This window comes from Verticiella sediminum (assembly GCF_007558815.1).
Classification (GTDB): domain Bacteria; phylum Pseudomonadota; class Gammaproteobacteria; order Burkholderiales; family Burkholderiaceae_B; genus Verticiella; species Verticiella sediminum.
Genome location: NZ_VLTJ01000004.1, coordinates 40,405 through 56,513 on the forward strand (window position 1 = coordinate 40,405; position 16,109 = coordinate 56,513).

General features: G+C 67.1%; 15 protein-coding genes. All 15 read left to right on the plus strand.

Translation table 11 applies throughout. From position 1 onward, the window contains the following. The first annotated feature begins 116 nt into the window (after nt 1-116). The 15 genes from FOZ76_RS01970 (at nt 117) to atpG (ending at nt 16,042) form a co-directional block, all read left to right on the plus strand. Entirely contained in the window at nt 117-1,532 is a 1,416-nt protein-coding gene (locus FOZ76_RS01970; RefSeq protein WP_170235254.1) for an FAD-binding oxidoreductase, read from the plus strand. A gap of 121 nt (nt 1,533-1,653) precedes the next feature. Continuing rightward, nucleotides 1,654-2,256 (plus strand): MarR family winged helix-turn-helix transcriptional regulator, encoded by a 603-nt coding sequence (locus FOZ76_RS01975; RefSeq protein ID WP_246129251.1) that lies wholly within the window; start codon nt 1,654-1,656, stop codon nt 2,254-2,256. Between the two features lie 51 nt (nt 2,257-2,307). Beyond that, entirely contained in the window at nt 2,308-4,026 is a 1,719-nt protein-coding gene (locus tag FOZ76_RS01980) for a thiamine pyrophosphate-requiring protein (RefSeq protein ID WP_143946449.1), read from the plus strand. A gap of 146 nt (nt 4,027-4,172) precedes the next feature. Further along, on the plus strand, nt 4,173-5,624 hold the full coding sequence (locus FOZ76_RS01985) for an aldehyde dehydrogenase (protein WP_143946450.1): 1,452 nt from the start codon (nt 4,173-4,175) through the stop codon (nt 5,622-5,624). Between the two features lie 21 nt (nt 5,625-5,645). After that, the gene (locus FOZ76_RS01990) at nt 5,646-6,605 is read left to right on the plus strand and encodes a LysR family transcriptional regulator (RefSeq protein WP_143946451.1); all 960 of its coding nucleotides are present in this window, start codon (nt 5,646-5,648) and stop codon (nt 6,603-6,605) included. Between the two features lie 66 nt (nt 6,606-6,671). Then, nucleotides 6,672-7,829, plus strand: coding sequence for a mandelate racemase/muconate lactonizing enzyme family protein (locus tag FOZ76_RS01995; RefSeq protein WP_143946452.1), 1,158 nt, complete (start codon nt 6,672-6,674; stop codon nt 7,827-7,829). Between the two features lie 101 nt (nt 7,830-7,930). After that, entirely contained in the window at nt 7,931-8,899 is a 969-nt protein-coding gene (locus FOZ76_RS02000) for a Bug family tripartite tricarboxylate transporter substrate binding protein (RefSeq protein WP_143946453.1), read from the plus strand. Between the two features lie 190 nt (nt 8,900-9,089). Further along, nucleotides 9,090-10,223, plus strand: a complete 1,134-nt coding sequence (locus tag FOZ76_RS02005) for an alpha-hydroxy-acid oxidizing protein (protein WP_143946454.1) — start codon at nt 9,090-9,092, stop codon at nt 10,221-10,223. A 240-nt stretch (nt 10,224-10,463) separates the two neighbouring features. Further along, entirely contained in the window at nt 10,464-10,952 is a 489-nt protein-coding gene (locus tag FOZ76_RS02010; protein ID WP_143946455.1) for an ATP synthase subunit I, read from the plus strand. A 66-nt stretch (nt 10,953-11,018) separates the two neighbouring features. Continuing rightward, the gene (gene atpB, locus FOZ76_RS02015; RefSeq protein ID WP_143946456.1) at nt 11,019-11,882 is read left to right on the plus strand and encodes a F0F1 ATP synthase subunit A; all 864 of its coding nucleotides are present in this window, start codon (nt 11,019-11,021) and stop codon (nt 11,880-11,882) included. 189 nt (nt 11,883-12,071) lie between these two features. Continuing rightward, nucleotides 12,072-12,311, plus strand: coding sequence for a F0F1 ATP synthase subunit C (atpE, locus tag FOZ76_RS02020; protein ID WP_068371391.1), 240 nt, complete (start codon nt 12,072-12,074; stop codon nt 12,309-12,311). Between the two features lie 101 nt (nt 12,312-12,412). Further along, nucleotides 12,413-12,883, plus strand: coding sequence for a F0F1 ATP synthase subunit B (locus tag FOZ76_RS02025; RefSeq protein ID WP_143946457.1), 471 nt, complete (start codon nt 12,413-12,415; stop codon nt 12,881-12,883). Nucleotides 12,884-12,901: 18 nt separating this feature from the next. Further along, entirely contained in the window at nt 12,902-13,444 is a 543-nt protein-coding gene (locus FOZ76_RS02030) for a F0F1 ATP synthase subunit delta (protein WP_143946458.1), read from the plus strand. Between the two features lie 35 nt (nt 13,445-13,479). Beyond that, nucleotides 13,480-15,021 (plus strand): F0F1 ATP synthase subunit alpha, encoded by a 1,542-nt coding sequence (gene atpA / locus FOZ76_RS02035; protein ID WP_143946459.1) that lies wholly within the window; start codon nt 13,480-13,482, stop codon nt 15,019-15,021. 142 nt (nt 15,022-15,163) lie between these two features. Next, complete coding sequence (gene atpG, locus FOZ76_RS02040) at nt 15,164-16,042, plus strand: F0F1 ATP synthase subunit gamma (protein WP_143946460.1); 879 nt, start codon at nt 15,164-15,166, stop codon at nt 16,040-16,042. The last annotated feature ends 67 nt before the right edge of the window (nt 16,043-16,109 follow it).

The window sequence follows — 16,109 nt, forward strand, 5'->3', positions numbered from 1 at the left end:
CCGGTGCGCGGCACCGGCGCTCGGTAGCCGTGACGCCGGCAGGGCAGGGTGGCCGCCGCTGGCGGCAAAGCAGAGGCAGGCCCGCCGAGGCCGAGACCCAAGGAGGAATAGGCAGCATGAATGCAATCCATGATCTGAAGGCCGTGCCGCGCGAACTGCCCGCGGCATGCGTCCAGGCGCTTGCCGCCCGGTTCGGCGATCGGTTCTCGCAGTCCACGGCGGTTTGTGAGCACCATGGCCGCGACGAGTCGCCTTATCCCACGATGCCGCCGCAAGGTGTGGTGTTCGCCGAGTCGACCGAAGACGTGGCGGGCGTCGCCGCTCTGTGCAATGCGCACCGCGTGCCCCTCATCGCCTACGGTGCGGGCTCCTCGCTCGAGGGCAACTTCCTTGCCGTCGAGGGCGGCATCGTGGTCGATCTCTCTCGCATGAATCGCATATTGTCGGTACATTCGGAAGATCTCACCGTGACCGTGCAGGCTGGCGTGACGCGCAAGCAGCTCAACGACGAGATCCGCGACACCGGGCTGTTCTTTCCGATCGACCCGGGCGCCGACGCGAGTCTGGGCGGCATGTGCGCCACGCGCGCGTCCGGCACCAACGCGGTGCGCTACGGCACCATGCGCGAGAACGTGCTGAACCTGACCGTGGTGACGCCGGCCGGCGACATTGTGCATACAGCCCGCCGGGCGAGAAAATCGTCGGCAGGCTATGACCTGACGCGGCTCTACGTGGGCAGCGAGGGCACGCTGGGCATCATCACCGAAGCCACTGTACGTTTGTACCCACAACCGGAGGCCGTTTCGGCAGCGGTATGCCACTTCCCGTCGGTGGACGACGCCGTGGCGGCCGTGATCGAGGTGATCCAGCTCGGCGTGCCGATCGCGCGGGTCGAACTCATGGACGCCAATGGCGTGAAGGCCGTGAACAACTACAGCAAGCTCGCCCTGCGCGAGTCGCCGCTGCTGCTGTTCGAATTCCACGGCACGGCGGCCGGTGTGAAGGAACAGGCCGCGCTGGTCCAGGAAATCGCGAGCAGCCATGGCGGCGAGGATTTCGAGTGGGCGGAGCGTCCGGAGGACCGTACCCGGCTCTGGAGCGCGCGCCACACTGCCTATTTCGCCGGTTTACAGATGCGCCCGGGCTGCCGGGCGAGCACCACGGACGTTTGCGTGCCGATCTCGCGCCTGGCCGACTGCATCGCCCAAACCAACGAAGATCTGGTCAAGGCGAGCTTCCCCTCGCTCATCGTGGGCCACGTCGGCGACGGCAACTTCCATGTGCAGATGCTGCTGGATCCGGAAAGCGAGACCGAATTCGAGGAAGCCGAGGCGCTGAACCATCGCATCGTGGAACGCGCCCTGGCCATGGACGGCACCTGCACGGGCGAGCATGGCGTCGGCCTGCACAAGATGCAGTTCATGCATGCCGAGCACGGCGACGAAGGCGTCGCCGTCATGCGCGCGCTCAAGCACGCGCTCGATCCCAACAATATCCTGAATCCCGGCAAGATCGTGAGCTGGCTGGCATGAGCGAAGGCGGGCCGGCGGCCCGCTTTTTCTCTGCGCTCAATTGTTGGATTCCAAACTAATCTGGGTCTATACTCGGTCCTGGAGCCGGGCATCGAGTCGATCCGGCCCGTCAGGAGACATCGTGCCTACCAGTAAGAAGTCCGCGGCGCCGCGTCGCGGCGATCCGGCCGCGGCCAGGCCCGCCGCCGCCCAGGCCTCGCGCGCGCAAGCTGCGCCGCCTGCAGCGGCTGCTGCGAAGCGCGTTCGCACGGCCGCGCCGGTGGAGGATGTGGCTGACGGCATGGTCGACGCAGTGCGTCTCGGGTGGTTCGAGTTCGCCACGGGTTTTCATCTGCGCAAGGCGCAGGAAGCCTCGTTTGCGGCGTTCAAACGGCTGGTGGGCGGCATCGACATCCGGGTGGGGCATTTCGCCACCTTGATGCTGATCGGCGAGAACCCCGGCATCAACCAGACCACGTTGGGACGCGCGGTCGGTCGAGACAAGTCGAGCCTCACGCCCATACTCGACGACCTCGTCGAGCGCGGGCTGGTCGCTCGCAAGCGTTCGGTGCAAGACCGCCGCCGCTATGGGCTCACGCTGACCGAGGAGGGCGAGGCCATGCGCGCCACCCTGGCCGCCAGCGCCACCGAGCACGAGAAGGCGCTGGCCGCATGCGTGTCGCCCGACGACCTGGCGCACTTTGTCCGCATATTGAAGCGAATTGCCCGCATCATGCCGGATTGATTCGAGCGCGCGCAGGCGATCATCCAAACCATCATTCACAGAGACAGAGCCATGTACACCACCGGAACCGCCTTTCTCGAAGCGTTGCAGGAAGCTGGCGTCGAGTACATCTTCGCCAACCTGGGCAGCGACCACCCGGCCATTGTCGAGGCGATCGCCGAGGCGGCGGCATCGAATCGCCCCATTCCCAAGGTCCTCACCTGCCCGAACGAGATGGTGGCGCTGAGCGCCGCGCACGGCTACGCGCAGACCACAGGGCGGGCGCAGGCCGTGGTGGTGCACGTGGAGTGCGGTACGCAGGCGCTCGCCGGCGCTGTCCACAATGCCGCCAAGGGCCGCATTCCGGTGTTCATCTTCGCCGGCGCCTCGCCCTACACCCAGGAGGGCGAGCTCAAGGGCAGCCGCAACGAGTTCATCCAGTGGATACAGGACGTGCCGGACCAGCGTGGCCTGGTCCGCGGCTATGTGAAGTACGAGAACGAGATCCGCACCGGCCGCAACGTCAAGCAGCTCATCCACCGCGCCATGCAGTTCGCGCACAGCGAGCCGCGCGGCCCGGTGTACCTCGTGGGCGCGCGCGAGGCCATGGAGGAAACCGTCGAGCCGGTACGCATCGACGTCGATCAGTGGCAGCCGCTCGCGCCCTGCGCGCTGGCGCCGGACAGCCTGCAGGCTCTGGCGGCGGACATCGCCAAGGCCAAGCGCCCGCTCATCGTCACCTCCTATGTCGGCAGGAATACCCAGGCTGTGGAGAGCCTGATCGAATTGTCGGAACGTTGGGCCATAGGTGTGCTGGAGTCGGTGCCCAACTACATGAACTTCCCGACCACGAACCCCTTGTACCAGGGCAACCAGTGGAACGAGCCGGGGCAGAACGACGCGCTCGCCGAGGCCGACCTGGTGCTGGTGATCGACAGCGACGTGCCGTGGATTCCGCTGGTGAGCAAGCCCAGCGAATCGGCCACCGTCTATTACATCGACACCGACCCGCTCAAGCAGCAGATGCCGCTGTGGTACATCCCGGCCAAGCGCGCCTTTCGCGCCGATGCCGCAGTGGCGCTGGCGCAACTGAACGATGCCCTGCAGGCCCAGCGCTGGGACGAGGCGGGCATCGACACCCGCCGGCTGCACTACGCGCGCCGGCACCAGGCCTGGCGCGAGCGCCTGGACGCGCTGGAGAGCGGCCGGCCCGACGTCATCACGCCGGAGTACCTGACGGCGCGCGTGCGCGCGGCGCTCGATGACGATTGCATCGTGATGAGCGAAGGCATCTCCAACTACCAGACCATCGTCAACCACCTGCAACGGCAGCGGCCGGGCAGCCTGTTCACCAGCGGCGGCGGTTCGCTCGGCTGGCAGGGCGGGGCGGCCATCGGCGCGCGCCTGGCGCATCCCGGCAAGACCGTGGTCACCCTGTCGGGCGATGGGTCGTACATGTTCGCGGTGCCCTCGTCGGTCCATTGGATGTCGCGCCGCTACGAGGCGCCGATCCTGCAGGTGGTCTACAACAACCGGGGCTGGAAGTCGCCCAAGCTGTCTGCCCTCGCCGTGCATCCGGACGGGTACGCGAGCCGGGCCGCGGCGGACGTGATCGGTGTGAGCTTCGATCCGCCGTCGGACTATGCCGGCATCGCCGCGGCCGCCGGCGGCGCGCTGGGGCTGACGGTCAAGCACCCGCGCGAACTCGACGCGGCGCTTGCCGCCGGGCTGCGCGCCGTGCGGCAGGAAGGCCGTTCGGCGGTGCTGGACGTCTGGCTGCCCGAACTCTGACACCGTACGGGCCGCGAACGCCGGAACCCGGCCGCTGCCCGGGTGTCCGTATGTGGATACCGCCCCGAAACCCAGGCTTGACCGCCGTCGGCTGCCAGCGGCAAGCTTAACGATTACCGGCGCCATCCCCACAGGAGACCCGAGACATGAACGAACTGAAGCTGCTCATCAACGACAAGCCGGTCGCTGCGGCCGGGGAAGCCACCTACGAGCGGCGCAACCCGATCAGCGGCGAGGTCGTCACGCGGGCCGCGGCGGCTGGCGCCGATGATGCACGCAAGGCGGCGGACGCCGCAGCCCAGGCGTTTCCCGCCTGGTCTGCGCTCGGCCCGGGCGAGCGGCGCGCGCGCCTGCTCAAGGCCGCCGATGCCCTGCAGGCGCGTACCGACGATTTCATCGCGGCGATGATGGCCGAGACCGGCGCGACTGCGCCGTGGGCGGGGTTCAACGTCCATCTGGCCGCCAACATGCTGCGCGAAGCGGCCGCGCTCACCACGCACATCAAGGGCGAGGTGATTCCCTCCGACAAGCCCGGCACGCTGGCGATGGCGATACGCCAGCCGGTCGGCGTGGTGCTCGGCATCGCGCCCTGGAATGCCCCGGTGATCCTGGGCGTGCGCGCCATCGCGACGCCGCTCGCCTGCGGCAATACCGTGGTCTTCAAGGCGTCCGAGCAGTGCCCCAAGACTCACATGCTGATCGGCGAAGCACTGCTCGCGGCGGGCCTGGGCGAGGGGGTGGTCAATGTGGTGACCAACGCACCGCAGGATGCGCCGAAGGTGGTCGAGGCGCTGATTGCGCACCCGGCGGTACGCCGCATCAACTTCACCGGCTCCACCCGTGTGGGCCGGATCATCGCCGAGACCGCGGCGCGCTACCTGAAGCCCGTGCTGCTCGAGCTGGGCGGCAAGGCGCCGATGGTGGTGCTGGATGACGCCAACGTCGAGCATGCCGTGAACGCCGCGATCTTCGGCGCGTTCATGAACCAGGGCCAGATCTGCATGTCGACCGAGAAGATCGTGGTCGACAGCGCGATCGCCGACGAGTTCGTCAGGCAGTTTGCCGCCAGGGCCGAGGCGCTCACCGTCGGCGATCCGGCCAAGGGCAACTTCCATCTCGGCTCGGTGGTCGATCAGAGCACCATCGACCGGGTGCAGGAGCTGATCGCGGATGCCACGGGCAAGGGCGCGAAGCTCGTGGCCGGCGGCAAGGCCAACGGCACGCTGATGGGCGCCACCGTCGTCGACGGTGTGACCGACGCCATGCGCATCTACCGCGAGGAGTCGTTCGGGCCGGTGGTGAGCGTCATCCGCGCCAGCGGCGTGGACGAGCTGGTGCGCATTGCGAACGACACCGAGTATGGCCTGACCTCCTCGGTGTTCGGACGCGACACCACGCGCGCCTTCGAGGTCGCCAAGCGCATCGAGGCCGGCATCTGCCACATCAACGGGCCCACGGTGCACGACGAGGCCCAGATCCCGTTCGGCGGCACCAAGGACAGCGGTTACGGCCGCTTCGGCGGTACCGCGGCGATCGGCGAGTTCACCGAACTGCGCCAGATCACCATCGAGCAGGGCAGCCAGCACTATCCGATCTGATCGCTGGAGCGGCGGGGCGCCTTGCCCTGCCTTGCACCCGACATCATGCGCGCGCTGGATCGCATCCGCTTCGACCTGACCTCGATGCGCCTGTTCATCGCGGTCGTCGAACACGGCAGCATCACCCGGGCTGCCGAGCAGCTCTGCGTGGCGGCGACGGCCGCCTCGCGGCGGATCGCCGACCTGGAGGAGCAGTTCGGCCTCGCCCTCTTCGAGCGGCGTCCGCACGGCGTGGTGCTCACCGAGGCGGGCCGCAGCCTGCTGCCGCATGCGCGTACGCTGATGCTGGCGGTGGAGGCCATGCACAGCGATGCCGCCGCGCACGCCCTGGGCGATCGCGGCGTGGTGCGCATCTCGGCCTGTACCTCGGCCGCGCTGCAGTTCCTGCCGCGGGATCTGCACGGCCACCAGCAGGCCTATCCCGACATCGACATCGACCTGCGCGAGATGAGCAGCCACGACGTGGTGAAGTCGCTCGCCCAGGGCAATGCCGACATCGGTATCCTGGAAAGCCACGTCGCGGTGCCGTCCGCGGGCTGGGAAAGCGCCGTCTATCGCCGGGACCGCCTGCTCGTCATCGCGCCGCGCGGCCATCCCCTGGCGCAGCGCCAGGCCCTGGGCTTCGACGACCTGCTGCCCTACGCCTTCGTGGCGCTGGCCGAGGGCACGGCTTCCCAGGCCCTGCTGCAGCGCGAGACCTCGCGGCGCGGCGCGCAGTTGCGCCAGCGCATCCGCACGCGCAGTTTCGATACCCTGACCGCCATGGTGCGGGCCGGGCTGGGCATCGGCTTGATGCCCGAACCCGCGGCGCAATGGCTGGCGGCCGACCAGGGCCTCGTCCGCGTTCCGGTGCACGAAGCCTGGGCCGAGCGCACTTTCCTGCTGTGCCATCGCCCGGCGTCCGAAGTGTCGGCGTCGACGGCGACGCTGCTGGAGTTCCTCCTGCCTGCGCGAAATTCGCACGCTGGCCTGCCGAAATGATGATGGCGCCGCGTGCCGGCATTGCGCATAGTGGCGCTCATTGCACTTCGCGCACCAAGGGCCAGCATGCACAGAATCACCCGCGTCAAGGCGACGCCGCTGAACGTTCCGATCCGCTTCGTCGCCGGTGAGATCCGGCGCGAGACCTCGCTGTCGGCGTGCTATGTCGAGGTCGAGACCGACCAGGGCATCGTCGGGCATGGCTTGACCGCGATCACCGAAGAGGAAGTGATCGGGGCCATCGTCGATGCCGTCGCCGGCCCGGCCATCGTCGGCATGCACGCCCTGGCCCACGAAGCCGTCTGGGACCGTCTCTACTGGCTGCTCTGCCCGCGCGGGCAGACGGGCTACGGCATGCATGCGATCGCGGCGATCGACGTCGCGCTATGGGACATCAAGGGCAAGATCCTGGGCCAGCCCGTGTGGCGGCTGCTGGGCGGTGCGCGCAACCGCGTGCCCCTTTATGCCACCTTCGGCTTCGGCTTTCTCGACCGTGAGGCGCTGGCGGCCTCGGCGCACGCCTGCCAGGCGCAGGGTTTCGACCACCTGAAGATGGTGGTCGGCCATGGCGCCATGCAGCGCCGCGACGAGCCCCGGCCGCTGGGCGAGGTCATCCGCGAGGACGCCGAGCGGGTGCGCATCGTGCGCGAGGCGGCGGGCGCGCAGGCGGGCCTGTACATCGATGCCAATTGCAGCCTGGACGCCTTTCATGCCAACAAACTGGCCCGCGCCGTGGCCGACTGCGATCTCGGCTTCTTCGAGGAGCCGGTGTCGCGCAACGACGTGCACGCCATGGCCGACCTGAGGCGCCAGACGGGCGTGGCGGTGGCCGCCGGCCAGAACGAAGGGCTGGCCTTCCGCTTTCGCGACATGCTGGCGGCGGGCGCGGTGGACTGCGTCCAGCCCAACGTGGTCATCAGCGGCGGCTACACCCAGGCCGCGAAGATCGCCGGCATGGCGGATGCCCATGGGGTGGCGCTGGCCAACGGCGGTGCCTTCCCGCTGCACAACATGCACCTGCATGCGGGCCTGGCCAATGGCGGGCGGGTCGAATGGCATCTGGTCGCCGTGGAGATGATGCGCCAGCTCTATGACGGCTTTCCCGAACCCGAACGCGGCTGGCTGACACTGCCCGAGACGCCGGGGCTGGGCTTCGAGCCCGATCGGGCGCGCATCCGGGAGCTGGCCAAGCTGCCGGCTTCGGGCGGACGGGGCAAGGGCTGATTCCGGCCGCGCGGCCGGCGCCGACACCGGCTGTGTGCCCACTTGCATTGCGGACAAGGCGGTCGCGACGAGACTGCCGCCGTATTCTGAAGGAGACAACGATGCGTATGACCCCATGGGTGGCGGCGGTGGCCGTCGCGTGTGCAGCGGCGGCCCCGGTGCAGGCCGCGGACTGGCCCGGCGAGCGGCCGGTCAGGCTGGTGGTGCCGGCCGCGGCCGGCGGTTCCCTCGATACCCTGGCCCGGCCGCTGGCCCAGGCCATGTCGGATATCTCCGGCGGCACCTTCATCGTCGAGAACCGGGGCGGCGCGGGCGGCGCCATTGGTGCCGACAATGTGGCCAAGTCCAAACCCGATGGCTATTCGCTCCTGATGGGCGGCGTGCACCACATGATCCTGCCGGTGGCCTATCCCGAGATGCCCTACGACACCGGCAAGGACTTGTTGCCGGTCAGCCTGTTCGCCACGGTGCCCAACGTGCTGCTGGTGCCGGCCAAGGCGTCGGAGAAGACCGTGCAGGAGCTGGTCGAACGGGCCAAGGCCGAGCCCGGGTCGCTGAACTACGGTACGGGCGGCAAGGGGACCCTGCACCATCTCACCACCGAGCGGTTCGACAGCATCGTCGGGATCGATACGCAGGCCGTGCACTATCGGGGCAGCGCGCCGGCGATCGCCGATCTCATGGGCGGGCAGATCGATTTCATGTTCGAGACCATGCCTTCCGCACTGGGCCAGATCAAGGCCGGCACGCTCAGGCCGCTGGCGGTGACGTCCGCCGAGCGCTCCGCGGCGCTGCCGGATGTACCGACATTGGCCGAGGCGGGCGTGCCCGACCTGGCGGTGACCACGTGGTACGGCATCTTCGGGCCGGCCGGCCTGCCCGACGAGGTGACGCAGGCCATGCGCGACCTGGTGAACAAAGCCCTGGCGAGCGACCAGGTGCAGAGGCTGTGGAAGGACTACGGCGCCACCACCAGCGGCGAAGGCTCGGGCGATTTTCCCGGCTTTGCCAGCGCCGAGCTCCAGCGCTGGGCGCAGATCGGCGGCAGCGTGGATCTGGGCAAGGACTGAGCAAAGCGTGCACGGGCCGGCTGCGTGCCGGTCCTGTGGCGGGCGGCGCTCGGATGAGCCCCCCGCAGCAGACGGTAGGGAAGGGAATGCCGGATCGCGGCACGATGCGCCGCGCTGCGGCCGCCTGTGTGTACTGTGTATAGTGCGCCGCTGACGGTGCGTGTCCCTTTCTCGACAGTCGAGTGAGCCGATGTCCTTGTCTTCCGCGTTGTCCATCGCCGATCTGCGCCGCCTGGCGCAGCGGCGCCTGCCGCGCATGGTGTTCGATTATCTGGACGGCGGCGCCGAGGACGAAGTGAGCCTGCGCGCAAACCGGGCCGCGTTCGAGGCGCTGCGGCTGCAGCCGCGCCTCTTGCGCGACGCCTCGGTGCGCGATCCCCGGGTGAACCTGTTCGGGCGGGAGTGGGCCATGCCCGTGGCCGTCGCGCCGGTGGGCCTGGCCGGCGTGTTCTGGCCGCAGGGCGATCTGCACACGGCGCGCGCCGCAGGCCGGGCGGGCGTGCCTTTCATCCTGTCGACGGCGAGCAGCGTGTCGCTCGAGGACGTGGCGCGCGGGGCGCCCGACACCGAACTCTGGTTCCAGCTCTACGTCATCAGCCGCCGGATCGCCGACGCCCTGGTCGAGCGCGCGCTGGCGGCGGGCTACCGCACACTGGTGCTGACCATCGACGTGCCGGTCAGCGGCTATCGCGAACGCGACCTGCGCAATGGCTTCGCGCAGCCGTTTCGTGTCACGCCGCGCACGGTGCTGGATGTCGCGCGCCACCCCGGCTGGCTCTGGCGCATGGCGCGGCACGGCAGCCCCCAACTGGCCAATCTTGCCACGGTGGACGCCGCCGACGCCGAATCGCAGGCTGCGCTGCTCAAGCGGCAGATGGATGCCTCGTTCGACTGGCACGCCTTGGCGCGCCTGCGCGAACGCTGGCCGCATCGCCTGCTGGTGAAGGGAGTGTTGCATCCAGACGACGCTCGCGATGCCTTTGCGCTGGGCGTCGATGGCCTCGTGCTGTCCAATCACGGCGGCCGGCAGCTCGACGGCGCGCTCGGCGCTCTGGATCTGTTGCCGCGCGTCGCCGCCCTGGCCGGCGGACGGCCGGTGCTGGTGGACGGTGGGGTGCGGCGCGGTGTCGACGTATTGCGCGCGCTCGCGCTGGGCGCGAGCGGCGTGCTGCTGGGGCGCGCGGTGCAGTACGGGCTGGCAGCGGGCGGCGAGGCCGGCGCCGGTCGGGCGCTGGCCCTGCTGCGCGAGGAGCTCGATCGCGCGATGGCGCTTTGTGCACTGCGGCAAATCAGCGAAATCGGGCCGGACTTGCTGGCACCGTGAATGCGCCCGCACGCATCGTAAAGGTGCGTGTTGCCAGCGGGATGGGCGCAGATGCGCTGTTAATGTGCCGTAACCAATTGCGGCACGGCATCAAAGCACGCTATACTTGAAAAGTTTGACGCCTACAGAAAAACAGCATCGAGCCATGAGCGGGGCGCTTACTTCACCCGAGTAAGCGCCGAATCTCAGGGAAGATTCTTGCCTCTGCCGACAATCGCAGGGCGAGTTCGACCGGGCACGATGCTGCAAGCGCAAAGGATGCAGGTGCCATACAACGCCTGGGACGACGTCTCTGACGATAAAGATGCGGGCGATACGCCCGACATCAAGGCCCTCTCCGCAGAAGAAATTGCAGTCATCGATCGGCGCGCAGCCAGAACGCTCGCGCGCACGGTGGTTGTGCAGTTGTCTGCAAGCGGAGCGGTCGCCCTGGCGGCGTGGCTGGTGGCCGGGCCCATGGCCGGGTTTTCCGCTCTGGTCGGGGCGGCAGCCTGTGCGATTCCGAATGTGCTGTTGGCGTTGCGGTTGCTGTTCGGAATGATCGGGGGTGGCTCTGCGTCGCCCGCGACGGTCCTTCTGGGGGAATTCATCAAGCTCGTCCTCACGGCATGTCTGCTGGGGCTGGCTGTGAAATTCGGCAGGGACGTTCTGGTCTGGCCCGCGCTGCTGGTTGGCCTGGTGGTGGCTCTCAAGAGCTATTACTGGTTGTTGTTGTTCAAGGATTCATAACCATTCCTGGCGCCGGCCCCGCAGTTCCGCGGCCGGCAGGCGCCGGGCCCATGCGAAGGTTTAGAGATGGCTAGTGCTGCGCCTACCGCGTCCGAATACATCGTGCACCATCTGGGGCACCTCAATAACACCGGGCATCCCCAGACCGTCATCGCCGATTTCAGCGTCGTCAACTACGATTCGCTGTTCTGGTCGATCCTGATGGGCTCGATCGTCTGCTTTTTCCTGTGGCGAGCCGCGCGCAACGCGACGGCGGGCGTGCCGGGCCGGTTCCAGGCCGCCGTCGAGATGCTCGTCGAGATGGTCGAGGAGCAGGCCAAGAGCATCATCCCCAACGAGTCGACCCGTCGCTTCGTCTCCCCGCTGGCTCTCACCGTGTTCCTCTGGATCATCCTGATGAACGCGCTGGATCTGGTGCCGGTCGATCTGATCCCGAGCATCCTGCGCTGGACGGGCCTGGACCAGGTCATCCACTACCACCGCATCCTGCCGACCGCCGACCTGAACGTGCCGCTGGGCATGTCCCTGGGCGTGCTGCTGCTCTCGCTGTACTACGGCATCAAGATCAAGCATCCGGGCGGCTTCGTGAAGGAACTCTTCACCGCCCCCTTCCACGCCCACGGCATCGGCGCGATCGTCCTCGCCCCCTTCAACCTGCTGCTGAACATCGTCGAGTACTTCGCCAAGACGGTCTCGCTGGGCATGCGGTTGTTCGGCAACATGTTCGCCGGCGAACTCATTTTCATGCTGATCGCGCTGCTGGGCGCGAGCTGGGCCGGTCTGTCGGCTTCCAGCCTGGCATTCGGTTTCGGGCACCTGCTGGCGGGTTCCATCTGGGCCATCTTCCACGTTCTGATCGTTCTGCTGCAAGGTTTCATCTTCATGATGCTGACCTTGGTGTACGTCGGCCAGGCACACGAAGGGCACTGATGGTGCTGGCGCGGGCCGACGGGCTCGATGCGCGGCTGGCGGGGAATCCCGCGGCCGGCATCCCGCCGGCACCGGCATGCACCGAAAACGCCGGGTCACACCGGGTGCACGTGTGGTCCGCGATGGGCAGGCCGCACACGTTTCCAACCTTGTTTTCCAAGCTCTGATTTTCATTTCCTAGGAGTCGTCATGACCAACGTCGCTTTCGTAGCTCTTGCTTGCGCTTTCATCATCGGTCTGGGCGCCATCGGCGCCTGCATCGGTATCGGCATCATGGGCGGCAAGTACCTCGAAGCCTCCGCTCGTCAGCCCGAACTGATGAACGCTCTGCAAACCAAGATGTTCCTGCTGGCCGGTCTGATCGACGCCGCGTTCCTGATCGGTGTCGGTATCGCCATGCTGTTCGCGTTCGCGAACCCGTTCGTCTAAGACGCGCTTCAGAGCCCGCAAACAGGGCGTGGCGGCGCGGCGGCCCAGACATCTGCGCCCGCCGCCACGACTGAATTTCCATTCGCTATAGGGAAACGACCGTGAATCTGAACGCTACGATCATCTTCCAGATGCTCGTGTTCTTCGTTCTCGGCTGGTTCACGATGAAGTTCGTGTGGCCGCCGCTGTCGAAGTCCATCGAAGAGCGTCGCCAGAAAATCGCTGCTGGTCTGGCTGACGCCGAGCGCGGCCGTGCCGATCTGGCCCAAGCCCAGGCCCGTGTGAGCCTGCTCGAATCTTCGGCCAAGGCCGAGAACCAGGTCCGGATGGCCGACGCCGAGAAGCAGGCTGCCGCCATCGTCGAGGCCGCGCGCAAGGAAGCTGAGGCCGAGCGTGCCCGCATTCTGGCGCAAGCCCAACAAGAAGCCGAGCAGCAAGCCCAGCGCGCGCGCGATTCGCTGCGCGACGCCGTGGCCGATCTCGCCGTCAAGGGCGCCGAGCAGATCCTCCGCCGCGAGGTCAACGCACAGGCGCACGCCGAACTGCTGGGCCAGTTGAAGGCGCAGCTCTAAACATCAGGATGCCCAACCATGGCTGAACTGTCTACCATCGCCCGGCCGTACGCCGAAGCCCTGTTCGGCGCCGCGCTCGCCGACGGTGCCGACTTGGCGGCCTGGGCGGATCTGGTTGCCGAGATGGCCCAGGCCGAGCAGCATCCCGAGGTGCAGTCGGCCTTGTCCAGCCCGCGCCTGGATGCTCCGGCGCGCGTTGCGCTTCTGAGCTCGGTGCTGAAGTCCAAACTCAACCCGGCGGCATCGAACTTTCTGTCGCTGCTTGCCGAGAACGACCGTCTCGAACTGCTGCCCGAAATCGCGCGCCAGTTCGCCCTACTGAAGAACCGCCACGACGGTGTGGCCGATGCGCGCATCGAGTCCGCTTTCGAGCTGACCGCTGCCCAGGTGACCGAACTGGTCGCCGGGCTCGAGAAGAAGTTCGGTCTCAAGCTCAAGCCCGTCGTCAGCATCGAGCCGGCGCTGATCGGCGGCGTGCGCGTCAGTGTGGGCGACCAGGTGCTGGACGCTTCCGTGCGTGCCCAGCTCGAGCGCATGCGCGATACGCTGGTCGCCAACTGACAGGCACCGGCAAACAGGATCCCAGGAGTCTATCCATGCAACTCAATCCGTCCGAGATCAGCGAACTGCTGAAAAGCCGTATCCAGGGCCTGGAGGCGTCGACCGACATCCGCACCCAGGGCACCGTGGTTTCGGTGACCGACGGCATCACCCGCATCCATGGCCTGTCCGACGTGATGCAGGGCGAAATGCTCGAATTCCCCAACAACGTCTACGGTCTGGCGCTGAACCTCGAGCGCGACTCCGTCGGCGCGGTCATCCTCGGCGAATACACCCAGATCTCCGAAGGCGACCCGGTCAAGACCACCGGTCGCATTCTGGAAGTGCCGGTCGGCCCCGAACTGCGCGGGCGCGTGGTCAACGCGCTGGGCATGCCGATCGACGGCAAGGGCCCGATCAACGCCAAGCTGACCGACGTCATCGAGAAGGTTGCCCCGGGCGTGATCGCCCGTAAGTCGGTGTCGCAACCCGTGCAGACCGGCCTGAAGGCCATCGACGCCATGGTGCCCATCGGCCGCGGCCAGCGCGAGCTGATCATCGGCGATCGCCAGACCGGCAAGACAGCCGTCGCCGTCGACACCATCATCAGCCAGAAGGGCAAGGGCATCACCTGCGTGTACGTCGCGATCGGCCAGAAGGCCTCGACGATCAACAACGTGGTGCGCAAGCTCGAAGAGACCGGCGCCCTCGAGTACACCATCGTCGTCGCTGCGCCGGCCGCCGAATCGGCCGCCATGCAGTACCTGTCGGCCTACGCCGGCTGCACGATGGGCGAGTACTTCCGCGATCGCGGCGAAGACGCCATCATCATCTATGACGATCTCACCAAGCAGGCCTGGGCCTATCGCCAGGTGTCGCTGCTGCTGCGTCGTCCCCCGGGGCGCGAAGCCTATCCCGGCGACGTGTTCTACCTGCACTCCCGCCTGCTCGAGCGCGCCGCCCGCGTGAACGAAGAGTACGTCGAGAAGTTCACCAAGGGCGAGATCAAGGGCAAGACCGGTTCGCTGACCGCGCTGCCCATCATCGAAACCCAGGCTGGCGACGTCTCGGCCTTCGTTCCGACCAACGTGATCTCGATCACCGACGGCCAGATCTTCCTGGAAACCGACCTCTTCAACGCGGGTGTGCGTCCGGCCATCAACGCCGGTATCTCGGTGTCGCGCGTCGGTGGCGCGGCCCAGACCAAGGTCATCAAGAAGCTCTCCGGCGGTATCCGTACCGACCTCGCGCAGTACCGTGAACTGGCCGCCTTCGCGCAGTTCGCCTCGGACCTGGACGACGCCACCCGTCGCCAGCTCGAGCGCGGCAAGCGCGTGGTCGAGCTGCTCAAGCAGCCGCAATACCAGCCGCTGCAGGTGTGGGAACTGGCCGTCTCGCTGTACACGGTCAACAACGGCTATCTCGACGACGTCGAGGTCGAGCAGGTGCTGGCGTTCGAGAAGGGCCTGAAGGAGTACCTGAAGTCCAAGCATGCCGACCTGGTCGGCCGCATCGAGGACACCAAGGAGCTCTCGAAGGAAGACGACGCCAAGCTGGCCGACGCCATCAAGGACTTCAAGAAGAACGGGTCGTATTGAGTGCTCCCAGGCCTGGGCTGCCCCAGCCCGCTCCCCGAGGGGGGCAAGCAAACTTGGGGCGGCCCGGCGTTTTCTCGGGAGTGCAACCGCAAGGGTCGGCGCATGTGCCTACATGATGCCGGCTCGGGTTTAGGATAGAGCTATGGCCGGAATCAAGGAAATCCGTACCAAGATCAAGAGCGTGCAAAACACGCGCAAGATCACCAAGGCGATGGAGATGGTCGCTGCGTCCAAGATGCGCAAGGCGCAGGAACGGATGCGTGCGGCTCGCCCCTACGCCGACAAGGTGCGCAACATCGCCGCCCATATGTCGCAGGCCAACCCGGATTATCACCATCCGTACCTGGCCGAGACGGGCGAGATCAAGGCCGCCGGCGTCATCGTGGTCACCACCGACAAGGGTCTTTGCGGTGGCTTGAACACCAACGTGCTGCGTGCCGTGCTCAACCGCATCAAGGAGTTCGATGCCAAGGGCGTGAAGCTGCAGGCCACCGCCATCGGCAACAAGGGCCTGGGTTTCCTGACGCGGCTGGGTACCAATCTCGTATCCCAGGAAGTCCAGTTGGGCGACACGCCCCACCTGGAACGCCTGATCGGCGCCATCAAGGTGCAACTGGACGACTTCGCCGCCGGCAAGATCGATGCGGTCTACCTCGCGTACAACCGCTTCGTGAACACGATGCGCCAGGAGCCCGTCGTCGAACAACTGCTGCCGCTCTCGGCCGAACGCCTCGAGCAGAGCGAAGCCGAGAAGAGCGCCTATTCCTGGGACTACATCTACGAGCCCGATGCCAAGAGCGTGATCGACGAGCTGCTGGTGCGCTACGTCGAGGCGCTGGTGTATCAGGCCGTGGCCGAGAACATGGCGTCCGAGCAGTCGGCGCGCATGGTGGCGATGAAGGCGGCATCCGACAACGCCAAGAAGGTCATCGGCGAACTGCAGCTGGTCTACAACAAGACCCGCCAGGCGGCGATCACCAAGGAAATTTCGGAAATTGTCGGGGGTGCCGCCGCCGTCTGAGGCAGCGCAACCGGTCACGAACAGGAAACTGCGGGGTGCGGCGCGCATGGCGGTGCATCTCGAATAT

What these genes read in the sequence shown, in the direction of transcription:
- FOZ76_RS01970 (WP_170235254.1), top strand. Translation starts at nt 117, where the DNA reads ATGAATGCAATCCATGATCTGAAGGCCGTGCCGCGCGAACTGCCCGCG.
- FOZ76_RS01980 (WP_143946449.1), top strand. Translation starts at nt 2,308, where the DNA reads ATGTACACCACCGGAACCGCCTTTCTCGAAGCGTTGCAGGAAGCTGGC.
- FOZ76_RS01985 (WP_143946450.1), top strand. Translation starts at nt 4,173, where the DNA reads ATGAACGAACTGAAGCTGCTCATCAACGACAAGCCGGTCGCTGCGGCC.
- FOZ76_RS01995 (WP_143946452.1), top strand. Translation starts at nt 6,672, where the DNA reads ATGCACAGAATCACCCGCGTCAAGGCGACGCCGCTGAACGTTCCGATC.
- FOZ76_RS02000 (WP_143946453.1), top strand. Translation starts at nt 7,931, where the DNA reads ATGCGTATGACCCCATGGGTGGCGGCGGTGGCCGTCGCGTGTGCAGCG.
- FOZ76_RS02005 (WP_143946454.1), top strand. Translation starts at nt 9,090, where the DNA reads ATGTCCTTGTCTTCCGCGTTGTCCATCGCCGATCTGCGCCGCCTGGCG.
- FOZ76_RS02010 (WP_143946455.1), top strand. Translation starts at nt 10,464, where the DNA reads ATGCTGCAAGCGCAAAGGATGCAGGTGCCATACAACGCCTGGGACGAC.
- atpB (WP_143946456.1), top strand. Translation starts at nt 11,019, where the DNA reads ATGGCTAGTGCTGCGCCTACCGCGTCCGAATACATCGTGCACCATCTG.
- atpE (WP_068371391.1), top strand. Translation starts at nt 12,072, where the DNA reads ATGACCAACGTCGCTTTCGTAGCTCTTGCTTGCGCTTTCATCATCGGT.
- FOZ76_RS02030 (WP_143946458.1), top strand. Translation starts at nt 12,902, where the DNA reads ATGGCTGAACTGTCTACCATCGCCCGGCCGTACGCCGAAGCCCTGTTC.
- atpA (WP_143946459.1), top strand. Translation starts at nt 13,480, where the DNA reads ATGCAACTCAATCCGTCCGAGATCAGCGAACTGCTGAAAAGCCGTATC.
- atpG (WP_143946460.1), top strand. Translation starts at nt 15,164, where the DNA reads ATGGCCGGAATCAAGGAAATCCGTACCAAGATCAAGAGCGTGCAAAAC.